The sequence below is a fragment of the Neobacillus novalis NBRC 102450 genome (genome assembly GCF_001591805.1).
GTDB classification, from domain to species: domain Bacteria; phylum Bacillota; class Bacilli; order Bacillales; family Cytobacillaceae; genus Neobacillus; species Neobacillus novalis.
In genome coordinates, this window is sequence record NZ_BCVP01000012.1 from 1 (window position 1) to 16,620 (window position 16,620).

A 16,620-nucleotide genomic window follows, 5' to 3' on the forward strand; every position below is an offset into this window, starting at 1 on the left:
GCCGCTGACCAGGGCGCTTGCGCTTTTCTTCTTAGTATCTTTTTTGTTTTTTTCTAGATGACGGTTCTGCTCTTGTGCCTGTTTCGGTTGTTGTTGTTCCTTGACCTTCTACTTGCGCAGAATTAAGCCCGATTGTCGATGCGTCTTTTTTACGCTTTCCCATATGCACACCTCCCCTATTAGCTTTTGGAAAATTATCTCTTTTATACAGAATATTTACCTTAAACTTTGGCATGATAATCTAGAGGAGGAGGTGTTTTGTATGGCAAAAGTTGGAGTGGAACAATCTCTTACAAATATTCAGCAGGCATTAAAGGAAAAGGGTTATGATGTGGTCGAACTGAAACACGAAGCAGATGCTCAAAATTGTGATTGCTGTGTTATTACCGGCCTGGATTCTAACATGATGGGAATGCAGGATACCTTCACAAAAGGTTCTGTTATTGATGCAAACGGGATGTCTGCAGATGAAGTATGTCAACAAGTGGAGAGCAGGCTGTAATAATTTTTTCAAAAGACTAAAGGACCTTCACTTTAGTCTTTTTCTGTGGAAAAAGGGCGGAGCGCCGCATAAACAAATCGCTATAAGCAGTCGAGGTGAAACTATGCATTTCGTACTTTGGATAAGTGAAGCCGAGCTCTGCTCACACCGCCTTTATTATGTTGGTGTACTACTCATATATAATACATTTCCATGCATGCGTTGGGAGTTGAAACTCATGTTAGTTTTTTCCTTTAATATTCACCTTCGGGCCTTTTTCTGTAAAGGGCTCTTGTTTTTTGTTGGTTCGGCTGTTTTCCTCTTTTTCTTCTTCAGCTAGATTAGGTGTATACTCACTGCCATATGTTGCCCCAATGTTTAATTTGCCTGTTAATTCTTTAATTCCCAGCTGGCCAAAATTATTATTGAGCTCATATTTATCCACTATTATCTTTTCAATATTAATTTTTTCGATGATAATCGGTGGTTCCTTTGTTTTGATAATCTTTTCTGTCGGAATTTGTTCTTGGAAGCTTTGCAGAGTACTTTTTATTTCCATTATATTTATTTCCAAGGAAGACAATTTTTTCTCTAATTCCTTTTCATATTCATTTTTCCGGAATATAAGGAATAAATTTTTTAATGACATGCTCACAAACGCTCCCTTATTTTCTACCATACTTCATTTATATGGGAAAAAACAGCTTAACATGTCCACTATAAAAAGGAGACGGTTAATATAGCTAATCGATGGGAATGATTTCTCCTTTTTCAATCGTGCGCTGATAACTTACAAACAATAGACCATTCCAAAATTTGGCGTTAAGCTGATTTGGACGGACGGTATCAGGTATTTTAATTTGACGCTGGAATTCTCCATAAAACCTTTCAGAATAGGTGACTTTAAATTGTGGATGGATTGGCAGGGCCTTGCCTTTAATGGTTAGGATATCGCCGTTGAGCCCTAATTCAATATTCTCTTTCTTAACCCCTGGAAGCTCCACTATGACCATTACTTCATGTTCGCTTTCTAACACATCGATAATCGGGAATGTCCGCGAATTTTTCTCTTCCCGAATCGACTGCCCATCGCCGCTTGAAAAAGGTGTTTTAAATTGTTGGTCATTCATAAATTGCTTGGTGAACTCTTGGTCAAATATATTACTCCAGAAATCTCCTCCATGCATATTCTTGGCAACATCCATCCATTGTTTTAATTTTTCCATATCCATCTATCCACACCCCCTTCGTCCCTTAAAAAGGGTACGTCACAACAAAGTAAAACATTTTTAACTTGCCTACTTCCATCTTACTAAACAGGTTTGTAATTTAATCCTTTTATTCCGCTTCTTCATAAACGTTCAAGAAACGCATATATTTAAAAGCAAGAAAAAGGAGGAGATGAAATGCCCGCTCCAACTCCATATATTAATATTAATATCTTTATGATTAAAATTAATTCCTTTGAAAATGCTTCTGCAGTAAATATCGGTCAAAATCTTTTAGCTGACTGGCATAACTATGATAAAAAAAATCAGGGCTTTGGGCAAAATTCAGCAGATAATAGTCATTTTATTGGAACACGAAGCTTCGTTGATGACAGAGATCAAATTGACTCCCCCGCCTCATTCGACTCACGTCCGCTTAATTTTGAAAAGAAATAAGTAAAGAAGCCGCGGAAAGAAATTCTTTCCACGGCTTTTTAATATTTGCTATTCATCTTTTTTCGAATACCGATAAAGATTCCTACAAATGCGATAATCATAAACCCAAAAATAACATTTACCTGTAAAAGCGGTTGTTTACTTTCTTTTTCTATTGGTTTTTCTTCCATTTTCTTAGCAGCTACCTTGGGCTTAGGGGGTTCGTTATACTTTAATTGAATCGACTGGATCACTTGGCCATTTTTATTCTCTATCGACAGTATCCCATTGCTATCCAGGTTTTTAATGCATCCATCGACATTTTCTGTAAAAAGTGTATCGTTTTCTGGATAAAATTCTTTATTATCCGTTTTAAAAATTTCACCCTGTTTGATTGTCCCATGCTGATAATCCTTAAACCCGTAATCCAACAAAAGAGCTGTGTCCGAATATTTTTCTATTTTTTGCTCAGACTTCAGAACAACAGCAGTTAACCTTATTTTCCCATTATCGGCAGTCGTGGCCAAGGTTTGTTTTGCTTCGGTTGTATAGCCTGTTTTCCCCCCAGTAATCCCCTCGTAAGGCAATTCACCTTTCAACATCCGGTGATGGGTGAAAAGCGTTGTTTTCCATGACTGCCCTTCCCACTCAAGTTTTTTTGTTCCGAAAATTTCAGAAAAAACAGGGTTCTTAATAGCATAATTCGTCATTAATGCTAAGTCCATTGCAGTTGTATAATGATTTTCGTCAAACAATCCATTCGGATTGATGAAATGGGTATTTTTGACCCCAATCGTTGTTTTTAGATATTCATTAAGATGTTCTGCAAACTGTTCAACAGTACCATCCATATACTCAGCAATCGCCACTGCCGCATCATTTCCCGAGTTAATTAGCATCCCTTGGATCAGCTTCTTTAACGGAACCTGTTCCCCTTCATTCAAATATACCCTGGTTCCATCTTGATTTACTGCATTAGCACTGACCGTAACGATACTGTCTAAATTCCCTTTTTCAATCGCATAAATAGCGGTTGCGATTTTAGTAGTACTTGCGGGATACATTTTTTCCTCCGCATTTTTTGCATAGAGCACAGCACCAGTATCTGAATCTAGCAAGACAGCGCCTTCACTTTTTAGAGCTAATTGCTGATTTTCCGCTGCATTGGCAGTTAATTGGTTCGTAAGTAGTAGGAGTACAACTGAGAGAAGAGAAATAAATTTATTCAATCTTAAACACCCTTTTACGTTTAATTCCTCTTTGATTTTACCAGATTTTTTGGAAAAATAAATAGTTTTTTCCTAAAGTTTGGTGCAAAGTGGAAATTATACAGGAAAAAAGCCGGTTTAGGAATATTCACAACCGGCGGTAAGCTAAGCTCTTTTTTTCGAAATTAATAACGTAATTTGTGTCATAAGGAGAGGTAAGGATGTTTTACGTCTGTAAGCCAAGTATTTCGGTTCCCATATATTTGTATATTTCGCTTTAAATTTTCTCAAGCTTTGAAAGTGGTAAATAAAGTGACCATGCAGGAAAATTTGCGCGGCAATTTTTTCACTTAAGAAGGAAAATCTTGATAGTCCCACATTTGCCAGCGGTGCCATTCCCATATTAAATCGGTGATACCCCTGATCCTTTGCCCAATCAATTAAGGAAAGGAACAGAAAATCGATGGTTCCTGATTCTGCTTCTGGCCTAAGCCTCATTAAATCAACGGAAATGGTTTGATAATCATCATACACAAACATGATGCTCATAAAGCCGATAATTCGATTCTCACCATCTTTAACAATCGCTATCGGCGCTTTGTTTAAATAGCCCCTATCAAAGAATCCTAATGAAAACCCCTTCTCTTTTCTCCCCTGGAGCCATTCGGTTGAAACTTCTTCTAGTTCAGCCAAGAACTCATCTGTAAAAGGTGGATGCAACACTTCAAAATAAAATTTTTCACGGTTAAATTTGTTTTTTATCGCACGCAGACTCTTCATTTTGTTTCCTGAGAGTGAAAAGGTTCTAAGATCGACAAAGGCCTCTTCTCCCAATTTAAAAAAAGCAAAGCCATGTCCGTGTAGATAGGGAAGCATCGCATCACTGACTTGGTAAAAAACAGGAGTAAATCCGTGTAAGTCAGCAATTTCCTGAAATTCATCGATTGCGTTAGATATTTCTCCCTGCTCACCAATGGGATCTCCTAGAATAACAAGCTTATCAGCGTATTGCTGGAAAGGGATTAAGACATTTTTCTTGCAATTCCAAAAGATATATTTGTCATGCAAGAACATCAAATGGGATAAAACCTTTCCTTGATATTTTGTCAAATGGGTTAAGATTTCCTTTTCACGACCCAGCGACTTCTCAAATTTCCATTTTTTGCGGAAGCTGATTAAATAGCCGGTAAATAGGATTAATGACGCAATAACCAACCCAATAAAGGCACTAGAAAATAAGTCACGGTAATCTACAATCACAAATGGTAACAATTTTTCCGGAATCGTTAATTTAGCAATTGGTAAATTTAAATAGCCAATTAAAATGTACATCGAAGTAATAATCAGAATGACTGTGACATCAAAAATGGTCTTCCCCCATGTCAGAACATAACTTTCCCGATAGAATTGTCCTTTTGATGTTCTAAGGATTAAGGCTACAATGATTAAAAAAATTGCTTCCTCATAATCTATTCCTTTAAAGATTGAGAATAGCGCCGCAAGAATTAAGGCGAACATTGTCAGCTCATATGTCCTTTTGACACTGTATTCAATTCCGCGGGATAAACCCAACAGTAAAAATCCAGCCGCCACCGATAATTGGTGGGAAACATTAATAATTGGAAAAGACAATAGTTCCTGGGCTATCTTTAGCCGGGACATGATTCCTGGAACACTAGCAGATAAAAGCAGAATTAATCCTGATAAAAAAACGAGCATCGTTAAAATGACATGACTTAATCCTTGGATAATTGCTTTAGGTAAATAATTCCAGGATTGATTCCACTTGTCCCAATATAGCTTTACAAAAAACACACAGCTGATGATAAAAGGGATGAAATAATAGCCAATTCGATAAATCAATAACAGGACCAAAACTTTCTCCTCAGGAACTTGTAAATCCTGCATTCCCCAGATAAAAACTAAATCAAACGAACCGAGTCCCCCAGGAATCATACTAATAATACCGGCACATGCTGCCACAATATAAACAGGAAAAAGATTTTTAAAAGAGATTGGGATGCCCAAAATCCTACTTAAAATATAAATAGCCATAAACACTGCCAGCCATTCTACTATGGAAACGATAACAAGTTTAATACTAACATTGGCCGTAATCAGGGTCTGATTTTTTTTCGACTTAAACGTATGGATAATTAAAAAAATCGGCAGATAAAGACCTACACCTAGTACAGCAAAGTAGAGCCACTTTACATCAGCAAACAATGGAAAGTGCCGGAATCCAAGCGTCACAATCCAGGTAAGCGCTGAAATCCCGGTTAAATAAAAAAGTGAAACCGAGGCAATGTTCCCAAGCAGCCTTCGTTTATCCTGTTCAAGTTTGTGAAAAAAGTAGGTTCTCAGCATAGCACCAATCAAACCGCCAAAACCGATTAAATTGGAAAAAGAATTAGCTATGAACGATTGTTCTAATAACTCTCTTTTTGGAACCTTTAATTTTAAGATGCGGACTAAAATAACATCGTAAAACAGCATTGGTAAAACCGCAGCAAAGGTAATCGTTAAAATCAGCAATAAAATCCAGAAGTTCAGTTGATTGATCTCATTTCTAAGCAACTGGACATTCAAATCTCCGGTAAACTTTTTAATTTCTATGATTGCAAAGATTAATAAAAACAATGGAAAAATAATTTTTGCTGTTTTTATTATTTTTTCTTTTCTAATCCCCAACAAAATAACCACCTATTTTTCATTCCTGATATAAATATAAACTTTTCGCCAGGAAAAACAAAGAGATATATTCGTTTAATAGACAATTCGTTATTTTCATTCTAGACATTTTCTAAGATGTTCAACCGTTGCATTCTTTACAACAAAAATGCTGCGATTCCCTTTACCGCTTATCCTATTAAAAAAATATATAAAAAAAGAGACAAGTTTCCTAACCTACTCAGCATAAGTATTAAATAGGACAAATTTATGAGGGGGTTATTGGGTGAGATTCTTAGTCTTAAAAAAAGAAACATTGCTTTTCTTTCTAGCGATAGGAGTTGTCCTTGCAAGTATTTCAGCATGGTTTATGTTAAAAGCAGGTGATTCTGCCGTATTTAATCACCAATCAGAGAAGGATACCCGTGAGATTCATATGGTAACAGTAGAATTCAAGACGAAAATGAAAAATGGTAAGGAATTAGAGGTATATCGGTGGGATCCTGGATCAATCTCTCTAAAACAGGGTGAAAAAGTGAATTTGTTTATTAGTGGGATTAACGGAGAAAAACATCCTTTCTATATTGAAGGCACAAAAATAAAAGGAACAGTAAAAAAAGGTGAGGAAACCGTTGTTCCACTTCAATTCGATAAAGCAGGTACTTACCGGATAATTTGTGAGGCACATTCAGATCGATCGCATAATGGGCCGATGATTGCTGATATTGTAGTCAATTAAGAGCAGGGGCAGTATCCCTGCTTTTTTCATTGTTCAAAGCCTGCTGTTTCATAGGTTATCACTATTAATATGTTAATATTGTCAACTTTTCTTTATATAACAGTTTTCAAAATCAACTGCTTTTATATAGTACAGTTCTCACTCCGTCGAAGAGAAGTTCATAGAATAGTCACATCCAAACCATTTAAAACCCTTAAACATCAACACTTCACAATATCTTAACAATTATCCCCTAATTTATGCCCCACATTTCAAAACTAACCTGTTATACTAAGTTTAAGATAAAAATATCTCATCTGTTATATATTTTTTAGAAACTTACGAGGTGAATAATAATGAAAGAATGGAATGGATTTATTAACGGGACATGGTCCAAGGAAGTTAACGTTCGCGATTTTATCTTAAAAAACTACACTCCTTTTGAAGGTGACGACTCCTTCTTAGCAGGTCCAACAGACGCTACAAACAAACTTTGGGAACAAGTAATGGAACTTACCAAGCAGGAACGTGAAAACGGCGGGGTTCTCGATATGGATACGGAAACGGTTTCTACAATTACTTCCCATGGACCAGGCTATCTTAATGAAGAATTAGAAAAGGTTGTTGGTGTTCAAACGGATAAACCATTTAATCGTTCGATGCAGCCCTTCGGTGGAGTTCGGATGGCCAAAGCAGCCTGCGAAGCTTATGGTTACGAATTAAACCCTGAAATCGAAAAAATTTTCACTGAGTTCCGAAAAACGCACAATCAAGGTGTATTCGATGCCTATACGGACGAAATGATGCTTGCTCGTAAAGCAGCCATCATTACCGGCCTTCCTGATGCCTATGGCCGTGGCCGGATAATTGGTGATTATCGTCGTGTTGCATTATACGGTGTCGATTTCTTAATCAAAGAAAAACAAAACGATTATAAAAATACCAGCAACGTTATGACAGAAGATAATATTCGGTTACGCGAGGAACTCGCTGAACAAATTCGCGCTCTTAAAGAGTTGAAAGAGCTTGGCACCAGCTATGGATTTGATATTTCCCGCCCTGCCGAAACTGCCCAAGAGGCATTCCAATGGTTATACCTAGGATATTTAGCAGCGATTAAAGAGCAAAACGGAGCTGCAATGAGCCTTGGACGTGTATCTACCTTCCTTGATATTTATATCGAAAGAGATGTGCAAAATGGTACAATAACAGAAACGGAAGCACAAGAAATCGTCGACCACTTTATCATGAAACTGCGCCTTGTGAAATTCGCCCGCACACCGGATTATAATGAATTATTTAGCGGTGACCCAACATGGGTAACAGAATCAATTGGCGGAATGTCTTTGGACGGACGTGCTCTCGTAACCAAGAACTCATACCGTTTCCTTCATACATTAGATAATTTAGGACCGGCACCAGAACCAAACTTAACCGTTCTATGGTCACCACAGCTACCAGAAAACTTTAAAAAGTACTGTGCGAATATGTCGATTAAGACAAGTTCCATTCAATACGAAAACGACGATATCATGCGCCCTGAATACGGCGATGATTACGGAATTGCCTGCTGTGTATCCGCGATGGAAATCGGCAAGCAAATGCAGTTCTTCGGCGCTCGTGCAAACCTTGCCAAAGCCCTTCTCTACGCCATCAACGGCGGTGTCGATGAAAAGTTAAAGATCCAGGTTGGGCCGCTTTATCAGCCAATCACTGCTGAAGTGTTGAATTATGAAGAAGTCATGGGAAAATTTGATCAAATGATGGAATGGCTTGCAGGTCTTTACATTAACACTTTGAACGTCATCCATTACATGCACGATAAATACAGCTATGAAAGAATTGAGATGGCTCTGCATGATACAGAAATACTTCGTACAATGGCAACAGGAATTGCCGGCTTGAGCGTTGTCGCTGATTCCCTCAGTGCAATAAAATATGGCGAAGTAAAAGTGATTCGTGATGAAAATGGATTGGCTGTAGATTTTGAAACAGCCGGTGACTACCCTAAATATGGGAACAATGATGATCGTGTTGACAGCATCGCAGTAGAAATTGTTGAAACCTTCATGAAAAAATTACGCAAACATGTAACGTATCGTAATTCTGTTCACACGTTATCAGTATTAACCATCACTTCAAACGTGGTGTACGGCAAGAAAACCGGTAATACGCCTGATGGCCGCCGCACTGGTGAACCATTTGCACCTGGTGCCAACCCAATGCATGGCCGTGATACGAAAGGAACATTAGCTTCTCTATCTTCTGTTGCAAAGCTTCCTTACAGCTATGCAATGGATGGTATATCCAATACTTTCTCGATTGTACCAAAAGCATTAGGTAAAGAAGAAGAAACACAAATTCGCAACCTAGTCTCCATCTTGGACGGCTATGTCATTAAAACTGGACATCACCTTAACGTAAACGTCTTTAATAGAGAAACATTAATTGATGCAATGGAGCATCCAGAACAATATCCACAATTAACGATTCGAGTTTCTGGCTATGCGGTAAACTTTATTAAACTAACAAAAGAACAGCAGCTTGACGTTATCAACCGTACTTTCCATGAATCATTGTAAATTGAAGTTTTGGTAAGGGGCCCCTTTCGAGGAGCTCCCTTCCAATAAACGAAAGGGGAATATCATCATGAACGGAAATATTCATTCCATTGAAACATTAGGGACTGTCGACGGACCAGGGATTCGGTATATTGTTTTTACACAAGGCTGCCTTTTGCGCTGCCAGTTTTGCCATAATGCAGATACCTGGGAAATCGGCACGGGCAAACAAATGACCGTTTCCGAAATCATGAATGATTTGATGAGCTATCTCCCTTTCATCCAAGCTTCCAAAGGCGGGATCACGGTTAGCGGTGGTGAACCTTTATTGCAAATTCCTTTTCTAATTGAATTATTTAAAGAATGTAGAAGCAAAGGGATTCATACAACCATTGATTCTTCTGGGGGCTGCTTCTCTCACTCTAAGCTTTTCACCGAACAGCTTGAAGAACTGTTGCAGTACACTGACCTAATCCTGCTTGATTTAAAACATATCAACCGGAAAAAGCATATCCAATTAACCGGAATGGCAAATGACCATATTCTTGAATTTGCAAAATTTTTATCAGATCGACGGATACCTATTTGGGTCCGCCATGTATTGGTACCAACTGTAAGCGATGATCCTGAAGACCTGCAAAAGCTGGGTGAATTCATTGGAACGCTGGAAAATGTCGAAAAGATTGAGATTCTCCCCTATCACAAACTCGGGGTCTATAAATGGGAAGCACTTGGACTTGAATATCCATTAAAGGATGTCGAGCCCCCAGCGGAAGATAACGTGGAATTTGCTTATCACATGTTGACTGCACATTGGAATAAACCACTACTTGAAAAATAATCGTTATTAACAGCACCGCTTCCAAATGGAACCGGTGTTGTTGCTTATTACCGCTGATACACATTTAGGAAAGTTTTCAAACACTGGTATTTTGCCATAGTTTAAATTGATTATTTGGCTGTTCTCCTATATACTCATATCATTGGTTACACAAGCGAGGTGATAATTTTTGTTTCAGTTACTTATCGATAATTCGGATATTAATACCCTGAACGCTCTTTATATCAGTATTTACTTTGGATTAATACTGAAATTTTTATTAGCTTGGGGTGTGGAATATTCATTTATTGGCTCCCTTTCAAATCCAGCGAACACAAAAATTATTCATCCATTATTTTTTTATAAGAAAAAAAGCTGTTTAAATGGCAGTTATATTCTAATCAGAATTGTAAAATATATACGAAAAAAAGAATATTCTCAGGATGATTCCGAAGAACCTATTTCCTTCCTTTTTACTTAACATTTCTATACAACATTTTAGGAGGAAATATGAAAACGAAACGTTCTTCAATAAATCTAATTGCTCTTTTATCGTTAACAACTTTATTGCTTTCTGGTTGCTCTTCACAGGATCCAAGCGGTACAAACGGAAACTTTTTCCATGATTACCTTGTTCATCCGTTATGGATTTTCATTAAATCTGTCGCTGAATTATTTAACGGAAACTATGGGATCGCTATTATCCTTGTGACGGTCATAATCCGACTTATCTTAATGCCCTTAATGCTAAAACAGTATAAAAACCAAATGGGCATGAAAGAAAAGATGGATGTCCTAAAGCCTGAGATGGATGTTATTCAAAAGAAAATGAAGACCGAAAAGGATCCAAAGAAAAAGCAAGAGCTTCAGGCTGAAATGATGGGTCTATATAAAAAGCATGGGGTAAATCCATTAAATATGGGCTGTTTACCACTGTTGATTCAAATGCCTATTCTTACTGCCTTTTATTATGCGATTCGCGGGTCTGAAGTGATTAAAACCCATGAATTTCTCTGGTTTAGTCTAGGAAAGCCTGATATTTATATTACCATTATCGCCGGGCTTATTTATTATTTTCAATTTAAGGTTTCGCAAACCAATATGCCTTCTGCGCAGCAGCAGCAAATGAAATTCATGGGATTACTTTCTCCATTAATGATTGTCATGTTTTCTTATACTGCTCCGGCTGCCTTGCCGCTTTATTGGGTAGTGGGTGGAACATTCTTAATTATTCAAACCATGATAAGCCATAAACTTTATCAAACGAAAAAAACAGAATTGGTACAGGCAAAGCAAAAATAAATAAATAAATAATTTAAAAAGAAGCGCCCGCTAGGCGCTTCTTTTTAAATCCTTCTTCCGATTATTATGCCTAAAAAGGCAAATAGGATACCTAATGTATAACTTAAGACTAAATATCGATAAAAGACCTTATATTTTTTATCCTTTCTGAGCTGTTCGGATTCAAGCTTTAAAGTTGAAAAGGTTGTAAAAGCGCCCATAAATCCAATTCCCAATAATGCATTAATATGCCGATTGATTTGCATACCAGTTAGCAAACCTAATAAAAAAGCACCAGTTAAATTGACAGCTAACGTCCCTAAAGGAAAAACCGTTGTTATTCTGCTTTGGATTCGCTTACTAATAACGAACCGGCTGATTGCACCAAAAAATCCCCCGATTGAAACTAATATGATTCCGCTCATCTTCGCACCTCGTTTTTCCCATTTCTTCCTGACTGAATTCCCAAATGAGTAAATAGAAGACCACCAAGTAAACTGAAAGCTATGTACAAGATCCCAAATAAATAGTCACTTTTTTCAAATAAATCAACAGTTTCCAGACAAAAGGTTGAAAATGTCGTATAGGAGCCAATAACCCCTGTTGAAAGTGCGGTTACTAAGTTTGGGTGAAGCTTTTTAGCATAGACAAAATGGCTTGTAATCCAGCCAAGGAAAAATGCACCGCTAAGATTAATAAGGAGCGTTCCAATTGGAAAGTCTTTCCCCCAAATATGTACGGCTAATAAAGATAAGCCATAACGGAGCAAACTTCCTGCTATCCCACCTATTCCAACTAAAAAATAAACCAAACATAACACCCCAATAAACAACTAAAAGTACCTACATTTTAACATAACCATTTTATTTTTTTCCATTTTGTTTGTCAGGATAGTTTGATTCAAATTTGGCATCCTAATCTTGTACGACTAAGACAAAAGGAGTGTTAAAACAACATGAAAAAAAGTTTATTTGTCATTTCAACCCTCATCTTTAGTCTTTACTTATCCGGTTGCGCACGGAATAATGTCAATGATAATGTCGCCCGCAACCGAAATGCAACAGAACCAACTAGGGTAAATTACACCAATCCTAATTACCCCGGCGGTCCTGCCATTACGGGTATTGATACAAGTGACACAGGGCTTGATCGAAATATGAATCGTAACAATGTAAGAGATGTACGTAATGATAATCGAAATAATGTTGGAAACAACGGAAACAATCAATCAAAAATGAGAGTGGCTGATAAGGCTGCAGATAAGGTAGCGGATTTACCTGAAGTGGACCGAGCAAATGTCATCGTAACCGAAAATAACGCTTACGTTGCTGCTAAGTTGGATCGTTCATCTCGTAACGAATTAACATCAACTATTGAAGATAAAATTTCCCGTGCAGTTAAATCAGTCGATCGCGATATCGACAATGTATATGTATCGGTTAACCCGGATTTTTATGATCGAATGAATAACTATTCAGGCGATATTCGAAATGGCAGACCAATCTCCGGTTTCTTTAACGATTTTACCGATACCGTCCGCAGGGTGTTTCCACACGCAAGATAATGGCAAAATTATAAAATAAATGCCTGGCTGTTTTTAGCCAGGCATTTATTGGATTTAGGCGTCTTGGAAATATTCTTTGTAAAAGCCGCCGATTTTTCCAGTATTATCGATAAGGTAATAAAACTCTTCTGTTTCATTTTTCACGTCATAGAAATTCCCCGCCGTTAAGGTATTACTGACAAGATATTTCTTCGCATCGGTGTGAACACATTTTACTTTCTTAACTGTTTCCCGTTCTCGCCAAGATAAATGAATCATTGCTGCCACCGTTCCTTTCGCTAGTTGTCCAATTACTAGTATAATCAATTGGAGCATTCTTGCGCAACAGTCCTTCCGCTCGAAACAGCTCTTAATTTTTTACACTTTCAACAGATTGTTCTCTAAGGCGGAATTTTTGAATTTTCCCTGAAGCCGTCATTGGATAAGAATCAGTAAAATTTATGTAACGCGGAATTTTGTGTTTGGAAATCTTCCCTCTGCAATATTCCTGAATTTCTTCAACTGTGGCTGATTCCCCTTCTTTTAAAATGATCCAAGCCATTACTTCCTCTCCATAAACTTCATTGGGAACACCAACAACCTGGATATCAAGAATTTTTGGATATGAATAGAGAAATTCTTCAATTTCACGGGGATAAATATTTTCCCCTCCCCTGATGATCATATCTTTTAAGCGTCCGGTAATTTTGCAATAGCCATTTTCGTCCATTACAGCTAAATCACCAGTATGCAGCCAGCCATCTTTATCAATGGCTTCCTTTGTGGCCTCAGGATTTTTATAATACCCCTTCATAACATGATAACCTCTAGTACACAACTCCCCCTGTATTCCCCGAGCCACTTCCTTACTCGTCCCAGGTTCAACGATTTTCACTTCAACTTTCGGAAGTGCCTTACCTACCGTTTCAACACGCAATTCAATCGGGTCATCTGTTCTTGTTTGTGTGATAACTGGTGATGATTCTGTTTGCCCGTATGCGATCGTTATCTCAGCAGCTCCCATTTTTTCGATAACAGCTTTCATTACCTCTATTGGACAATTCGAACCAGCCATAATCCCTGTCCTGAGCGTGGATAAGTCATATTTTTCAAAATCAGGATCATTTAATTCGGCGATGAACATCGTGGGAACACCATGCAGCCCTGTACATTTTTCATCTTGAACGGTTTGTAAAACTCTTTTGGGATTGAATTCTTGAACCGGAACCATTGTGGCACCAACAGAAACACATGCCATCGTTCCGAGGACACAGCCGAAGCAGTGGAAAAACGGTACAGGAATACAAAGCCTGTCTTCTGCTTCCAGCTCCATACAGCCCGCAATATTAAAGCCATTATTGACGATATTGTTATGGGTGAGCATCACCCCTTTTGGGAACCCTGTAGTCCCTGAGGTGTACTGCATATTAATGACATCTTCTGGGTCGAGAGAAGCCATTCGTTCATTTAATTCCTCATCTGTAATGGTTTCACCAAGTTTTAAAATGTCATCCCAGCAATAGGTTCCGGGATATTTTTGATTTCCAAGAACAATAACATTTTTTAAAAAAGGCAAGCGTCTGCTTTTCAACTTGCCAGGCTCACTACCTTTTAATTCCGGTACAATTTCATAAAGCATCTCAATATAGGATGAATCTTTCCAAGTATCCATTAAAATGATTGTCGTGGCATCGGATTGCTCTAACAGATATTCCAGTTCAGCTGTGCGGTAACTCGTGTTAACAGTCACAAGCACTGCACCCATCTTCCCGGTTGCAAATTGGGTGATCAGCCATTCTGGCGTATTTGTCGACCAGGCTGCAAGCTGTTCCCCTTTATCAATACCCAGTTTGATAAAACCTTTTGCGGCCCTTCGGCAAATATCATCAAATTCACGGTAAGTTAGGCGTAAATTGCGGTCTGAATAAACCACCGCTTCATGCTTTGGATGCGAATCTGCCTTTTTTTCTAATAATTCCCCAATCGTTACATTCAATAAAGTCGACAAACTTATATCCCCCTTTGTCCTTTTTAAATGAAATAGTTAATAAAACGCTGTCAAAATTATGTTACCATATTTATATGAATATTCAATATTTTTAAAATATAATTACTCTTTGTGAAAAATGTGTGAATCTTTTTTTAATTGTTAAATAGGGGTTCTCAAAACCAGAGAAAACCATTACAATAATTAAAACTGAATATTCAATCCACTTTCCAAGGAGGGCATTCGCAAATTGAAAATTATGAGTAACGAGCAGTTGGTTGTTTCGTATCGGGATGCATTAAAGACTGGAAAAGAAAAGGAATGGATCAAGATTTTAAAGGATGAAATCAGGCGCCGCGGATTAAGGCCGATCAAGAATCGTTAGTCATTTATACATGGAAAAACCGCTGAATAGAGATTCAGCGGTTTTTTTAAAGCATAGATCATTTTATCCCTCAAGAAGTAAATTCTCCGGGTCCTCCAATAATTCTTTTATTTTACTAAGGAAGCTGACGGCCCCCTTCCCATCCACAATCCGATGGTCATAGGAAAGCGCCACATACATCATTGGCCTGTTTTCCATTTTCTCTTTATCTATCGCCACAGGGCGAAGCTGAATTTTATGCATTCCGAGGATTCCGACCTGCGGGCCATTTAGAATTGGCGTAGAAAATAAGGAGCCAAACACTCCGCCATTAGTAATCGTAAACGTTCCTCCTTGTAAATCCTTTAACGCTAATTTATTTGTTCTTGCCTTTTCAGCAAGCTCCATAATATCCATTTCAATTTCAGCAAACGATTTTCGGTCGGCATCTCTAACAACAGGTACGACAAGTCCTTCCTCAGCCGCAACAGCGATACCAATGTCATAAAACTTTTTAACCAGCAACTGATCCCCTTGAATTTCAGCATTAATATAAGGGTATTTCTTTAAGGCGGCTACAACCGCCTTGGTGAAAAAGGACATAAAACCAAGCCGGACATCATGCTCCTCGAAGAATTTGTCCTTTCTTCGTTTCCTCAAATCCATTACAGCTGTCATATCAATTTCATTAAATGTCGTCAGCATCGCCGCCGTTTGCTGAACCTCTACCAGCCGTTTTGCAATGGTTTGCCGGCGTCTTGACATCCGTTCATAGATGATTGGTTTTTCACTATCTTGTGTACTTTCTCCTTTTGGTTCCACTTTCGGCACGGACTTATTGTTTGGATTGGGGTTCGGTTGAAAAGACGTGACATCCTGTTTCCTAATTCTTCCTAGTGGATCCGTTGTCCGAATCTCATTTAAATCGAGCCCCTTCTCCCTTGCAAGCCGTCGTGCTGCCGGAGAAGCGATTGGAGGCAACGTCTTATTTTCGCTATTTTCCGCCGACGGATTCTCTAAATGGGTATTGGCACCAGCATTCTTTGAAGAAGTTTCCATATTTTCATTTTTAGTTGATTCGGCCTGTTTAGTTTGCGAGGCAGTCTGAGCACTTTCCTCCACAGTGGCAATTGTCTCACCCACTTTAACAGTATCGCCTTCTGTAAATTTCTGTTCTGTAAGAACCCCGGAAAAGTCTGAGATAATTTCTATGTTTACTTTATCGGTTTCCAGTTCTACTAGATAATCACCTTGCTCGACATGTTCCCCGACATTCTTTAACCATTTCGCAATCGTTCCTTCTGAAATCGATTCTGCTAATTCTGGCACTACTATATCAGCCAT

The 16,620-nt window shown here is 38.2% G+C and carries 18 protein-coding genes; 8 read left to right on the forward strand and 10 right to left on the reverse strand.

Annotated elements, in window-relative coordinates; genetic code table 11:
* Positions 1–31: 31 nt before the first annotated feature.
* Complete coding sequence (locus BANVL01_RS26710) at positions 32–163, reverse strand: YuzL family protein (RefSeq protein WP_082804946.1); 132 nt, start codon at positions 161–163, stop codon at positions 32–34.
* 99 nt (positions 164–262) lie between these two features.
* Here BANVL01_RS26710 and BANVL01_RS10230 point away from each other — a divergent pair, with 99 nt between their 5' ends.
* The gene (locus BANVL01_RS10230; protein ID WP_066088744.1) at positions 263–502 is read left to right on the forward strand and encodes a YkuS family protein; all 240 of its coding nucleotides are present in this window, start codon (positions 263–265) and stop codon (positions 500–502) included.
* 220 nt (positions 503–722) lie between these two features.
* On the opposite strand, the gene BANVL01_RS10235 is transcribed toward BANVL01_RS10230, so the two are convergent.
* Together BANVL01_RS10235 and BANVL01_RS10240 are read right to left on the reverse strand one after the other, a co-directional pair.
* Positions 723–1,130 (reverse strand): hypothetical protein, encoded by a 408-nt coding sequence (locus BANVL01_RS10235; protein WP_066088748.1) that lies wholly within the window; start codon positions 1,128–1,130, stop codon positions 723–725.
* A 94-nt stretch (positions 1,131–1,224) separates the two neighbouring features.
* On the reverse strand, positions 1,225–1,713 hold the full coding sequence (locus tag BANVL01_RS10240; RefSeq protein ID WP_066088751.1) for an Hsp20/alpha crystallin family protein: 489 nt from the start codon (positions 1,711–1,713) through the stop codon (positions 1,225–1,227).
* Positions 1,714–1,887: 174 nt separating this feature from the next.
* On the opposite strand from BANVL01_RS10240, the gene BANVL01_RS10245 reads away from it, so the two are divergent.
* Complete coding sequence (locus tag BANVL01_RS10245; protein ID WP_066088754.1) at positions 1,888–2,145, forward strand: hypothetical protein; 258 nt, start codon at positions 1,888–1,890, stop codon at positions 2,143–2,145.
* 38 nt (positions 2,146–2,183) lie between these two features.
* On the opposite strand, the gene BANVL01_RS10250 is transcribed toward BANVL01_RS10245, so the two are convergent.
* Both BANVL01_RS10250 and mprF read right to left on the reverse strand, forming a co-directional pair.
* Positions 2,184–3,353: a D-alanyl-D-alanine carboxypeptidase family protein gene (locus BANVL01_RS10250; protein WP_066088759.1), complete on the reverse strand. Its 1,170-nt coding sequence runs from the start codon at positions 3,351–3,353 to the stop codon at positions 2,184–2,186.
* Positions 3,354–3,497: 144 nt separating this feature from the next.
* The gene (gene mprF / locus BANVL01_RS10255) at positions 3,498–6,023 is read right to left on the reverse strand and encodes a bifunctional lysylphosphatidylglycerol flippase/synthetase MprF (protein ID WP_066088762.1); all 2,526 of its coding nucleotides are present in this window, start codon (positions 6,021–6,023) and stop codon (positions 3,498–3,500) included.
* A gap of 265 nt (positions 6,024–6,288) precedes the next feature.
* On the opposite strand from mprF, the gene BANVL01_RS10260 reads away from it, so the two are divergent.
* The 4 genes from BANVL01_RS10260 (at position 6,289) to yidC (ending at position 11,403) form a co-directional block, all read left to right on the forward strand.
* The gene (locus tag BANVL01_RS10260) at positions 6,289–6,741 is read left to right on the forward strand and encodes a cupredoxin domain-containing protein (protein WP_066088765.1); all 453 of its coding nucleotides are present in this window, start codon (positions 6,289–6,291) and stop codon (positions 6,739–6,741) included.
* Between the two features lie 335 nt (positions 6,742–7,076).
* Positions 7,077–9,302 (forward strand): formate C-acetyltransferase, encoded by a 2,226-nt coding sequence (gene pflB, locus BANVL01_RS10265; protein ID WP_066088767.1) that lies wholly within the window; start codon positions 7,077–7,079, stop codon positions 9,300–9,302.
* A gap of 67 nt (positions 9,303–9,369) precedes the next feature.
* Positions 9,370–10,122 carry a pyruvate formate-lyase-activating protein gene (pflA, locus tag BANVL01_RS10270; RefSeq protein ID WP_066088770.1) on the forward strand — a complete coding sequence of 251 codons (753 nt, stop codon included), beginning with the start codon at positions 9,370–9,372 and terminating at the stop codon, positions 10,120–10,122.
* Positions 10,123–10,611: 489 nt separating this feature from the next.
* Positions 10,612–11,403 (forward strand): membrane protein insertase YidC, encoded by a 792-nt coding sequence (gene yidC, locus BANVL01_RS10280; RefSeq protein ID WP_066088775.1) that lies wholly within the window; start codon positions 10,612–10,614, stop codon positions 11,401–11,403.
* Between the two features lie 44 nt (positions 11,404–11,447).
* Here yidC and crcB (BANVL01_RS10285) read toward each other — a convergent pair whose 3' ends face one another.
* Together crcB (BANVL01_RS10285) and crcB (BANVL01_RS10290) are read right to left on the reverse strand one after the other, a co-directional pair.
* The gene (gene crcB, locus BANVL01_RS10285) at positions 11,448–11,807 is read right to left on the reverse strand and encodes a fluoride efflux transporter CrcB (protein WP_066088778.1); all 360 of its coding nucleotides are present in this window, start codon (positions 11,805–11,807) and stop codon (positions 11,448–11,450) included.
* Positions 11,804–12,193 (reverse strand): fluoride efflux transporter CrcB, encoded by a 390-nt coding sequence (crcB, locus tag BANVL01_RS10290; protein ID WP_066088781.1) that lies wholly within the window; start codon positions 12,191–12,193, stop codon positions 11,804–11,806. The genes crcB (BANVL01_RS10285) and crcB (BANVL01_RS10290) overlap by 4 nt, the downstream gene beginning before the upstream one ends.
* Before the next feature lie 144 nt (positions 12,194–12,337).
* Here crcB (BANVL01_RS10290) and BANVL01_RS10295 point away from each other — a divergent pair, with 144 nt between their 5' ends.
* On the forward strand, positions 12,338–12,946 hold the full coding sequence (locus BANVL01_RS10295) for a YhcN/YlaJ family sporulation lipoprotein (protein ID WP_066088784.1): 609 nt from the start codon (positions 12,338–12,340) through the stop codon (positions 12,944–12,946).
* A 54-nt stretch (positions 12,947–13,000) separates the two neighbouring features.
* Here BANVL01_RS10295 and BANVL01_RS10300 read toward each other — a convergent pair whose 3' ends face one another.
* Positions 13,001–13,204 carry a DUF6501 family protein gene (locus BANVL01_RS10300; RefSeq protein ID WP_066096684.1) on the reverse strand — a complete coding sequence of 68 codons (204 nt, stop codon included), beginning with the start codon at positions 13,202–13,204 and terminating at the stop codon, positions 13,001–13,003.
* A 91-nt stretch (positions 13,205–13,295) separates the two neighbouring features.
* Positions 13,296–14,933, reverse strand: a complete 1,638-nt coding sequence (locus BANVL01_RS10305; protein ID WP_066088787.1) for an AMP-binding protein — start codon at positions 14,931–14,933, stop codon at positions 13,296–13,298.
* 238 nt (positions 14,934–15,171) lie between these two features.
* Between BANVL01_RS10305 and sda the strand changes: the two genes are divergently transcribed.
* A complete protein-coding gene (gene sda, locus BANVL01_RS10310) occupies positions 15,172–15,297 on the forward strand; it encodes a sporulation histidine kinase inhibitor Sda (RefSeq protein WP_425311864.1) in 126 nt (41 codons plus the stop codon).
* Positions 15,298–15,360: 63 nt separating this feature from the next.
* Here the strand turns inward: sda and odhB are convergent, their stop codons facing one another.
* Positions 15,361–16,620 (reverse strand): 2-oxoglutarate dehydrogenase complex dihydrolipoyllysine-residue succinyltransferase, encoded by a 1,260-nt coding sequence (odhB, locus tag BANVL01_RS10315; protein ID WP_066088793.1) that lies wholly within the window; start codon positions 16,618–16,620, stop codon positions 15,361–15,363.

Bases quoted from the DNA above. Each gene is read 5' to 3' on its own strand.
- BANVL01_RS26710 (WP_082804946.1), bottom strand. From the start codon at position 163: ATGGGAAAGCGTAAAAAAGACGCATCGACAATCGGGCTTAATTCTGCG.
- BANVL01_RS10230 (WP_066088744.1), top strand. From the start codon at position 263: ATGGCAAAAGTTGGAGTGGAACAATCTCTTACAAATATTCAGCAGGCA.
- BANVL01_RS10235 (WP_066088748.1), bottom strand. From the start codon at position 1,130: ATGTCATTAAAAAATTTATTCCTTATATTCCGGAAAAATGAATATGAA.
- BANVL01_RS10240 (WP_066088751.1), bottom strand. From the start codon at position 1,713: ATGGATATGGAAAAATTAAAACAATGGATGGATGTTGCCAAGAATATG.
- BANVL01_RS10245 (WP_066088754.1), top strand. From the start codon at position 1,888: ATGCCCGCTCCAACTCCATATATTAATATTAATATCTTTATGATTAAA.
- pflB (WP_066088767.1), top strand. From the start codon at position 7,077: ATGAAAGAATGGAATGGATTTATTAACGGGACATGGTCCAAGGAAGTT.
- pflA (WP_066088770.1), top strand. From the start codon at position 9,370: ATGAACGGAAATATTCATTCCATTGAAACATTAGGGACTGTCGACGGA.
- yidC (WP_066088775.1), top strand. From the start codon at position 10,612: ATGAAAACGAAACGTTCTTCAATAAATCTAATTGCTCTTTTATCGTTA.
- crcB (WP_066088778.1), bottom strand. From the start codon at position 11,807: ATGAGCGGAATCATATTAGTTTCAATCGGGGGATTTTTTGGTGCAATC.
- BANVL01_RS10295 (WP_066088784.1), top strand. From the start codon at position 12,338: ATGAAAAAAAGTTTATTTGTCATTTCAACCCTCATCTTTAGTCTTTAC.
- BANVL01_RS10300 (WP_066096684.1), bottom strand. From the start codon at position 13,204: ATGATTCATTTATCTTGGCGAGAACGGGAAACAGTTAAGAAAGTAAAA.
- sda (WP_425311864.1), top strand. From the start codon at position 15,172: ATGAGTAACGAGCAGTTGGTTGTTTCGTATCGGGATGCATTAAAGACT.
- odhB (WP_066088793.1), bottom strand. From the start codon at position 16,620: ATGGCTGATATAGTAGTGCCAGAATTAGCAGAATCGATTTCAGAAGGA.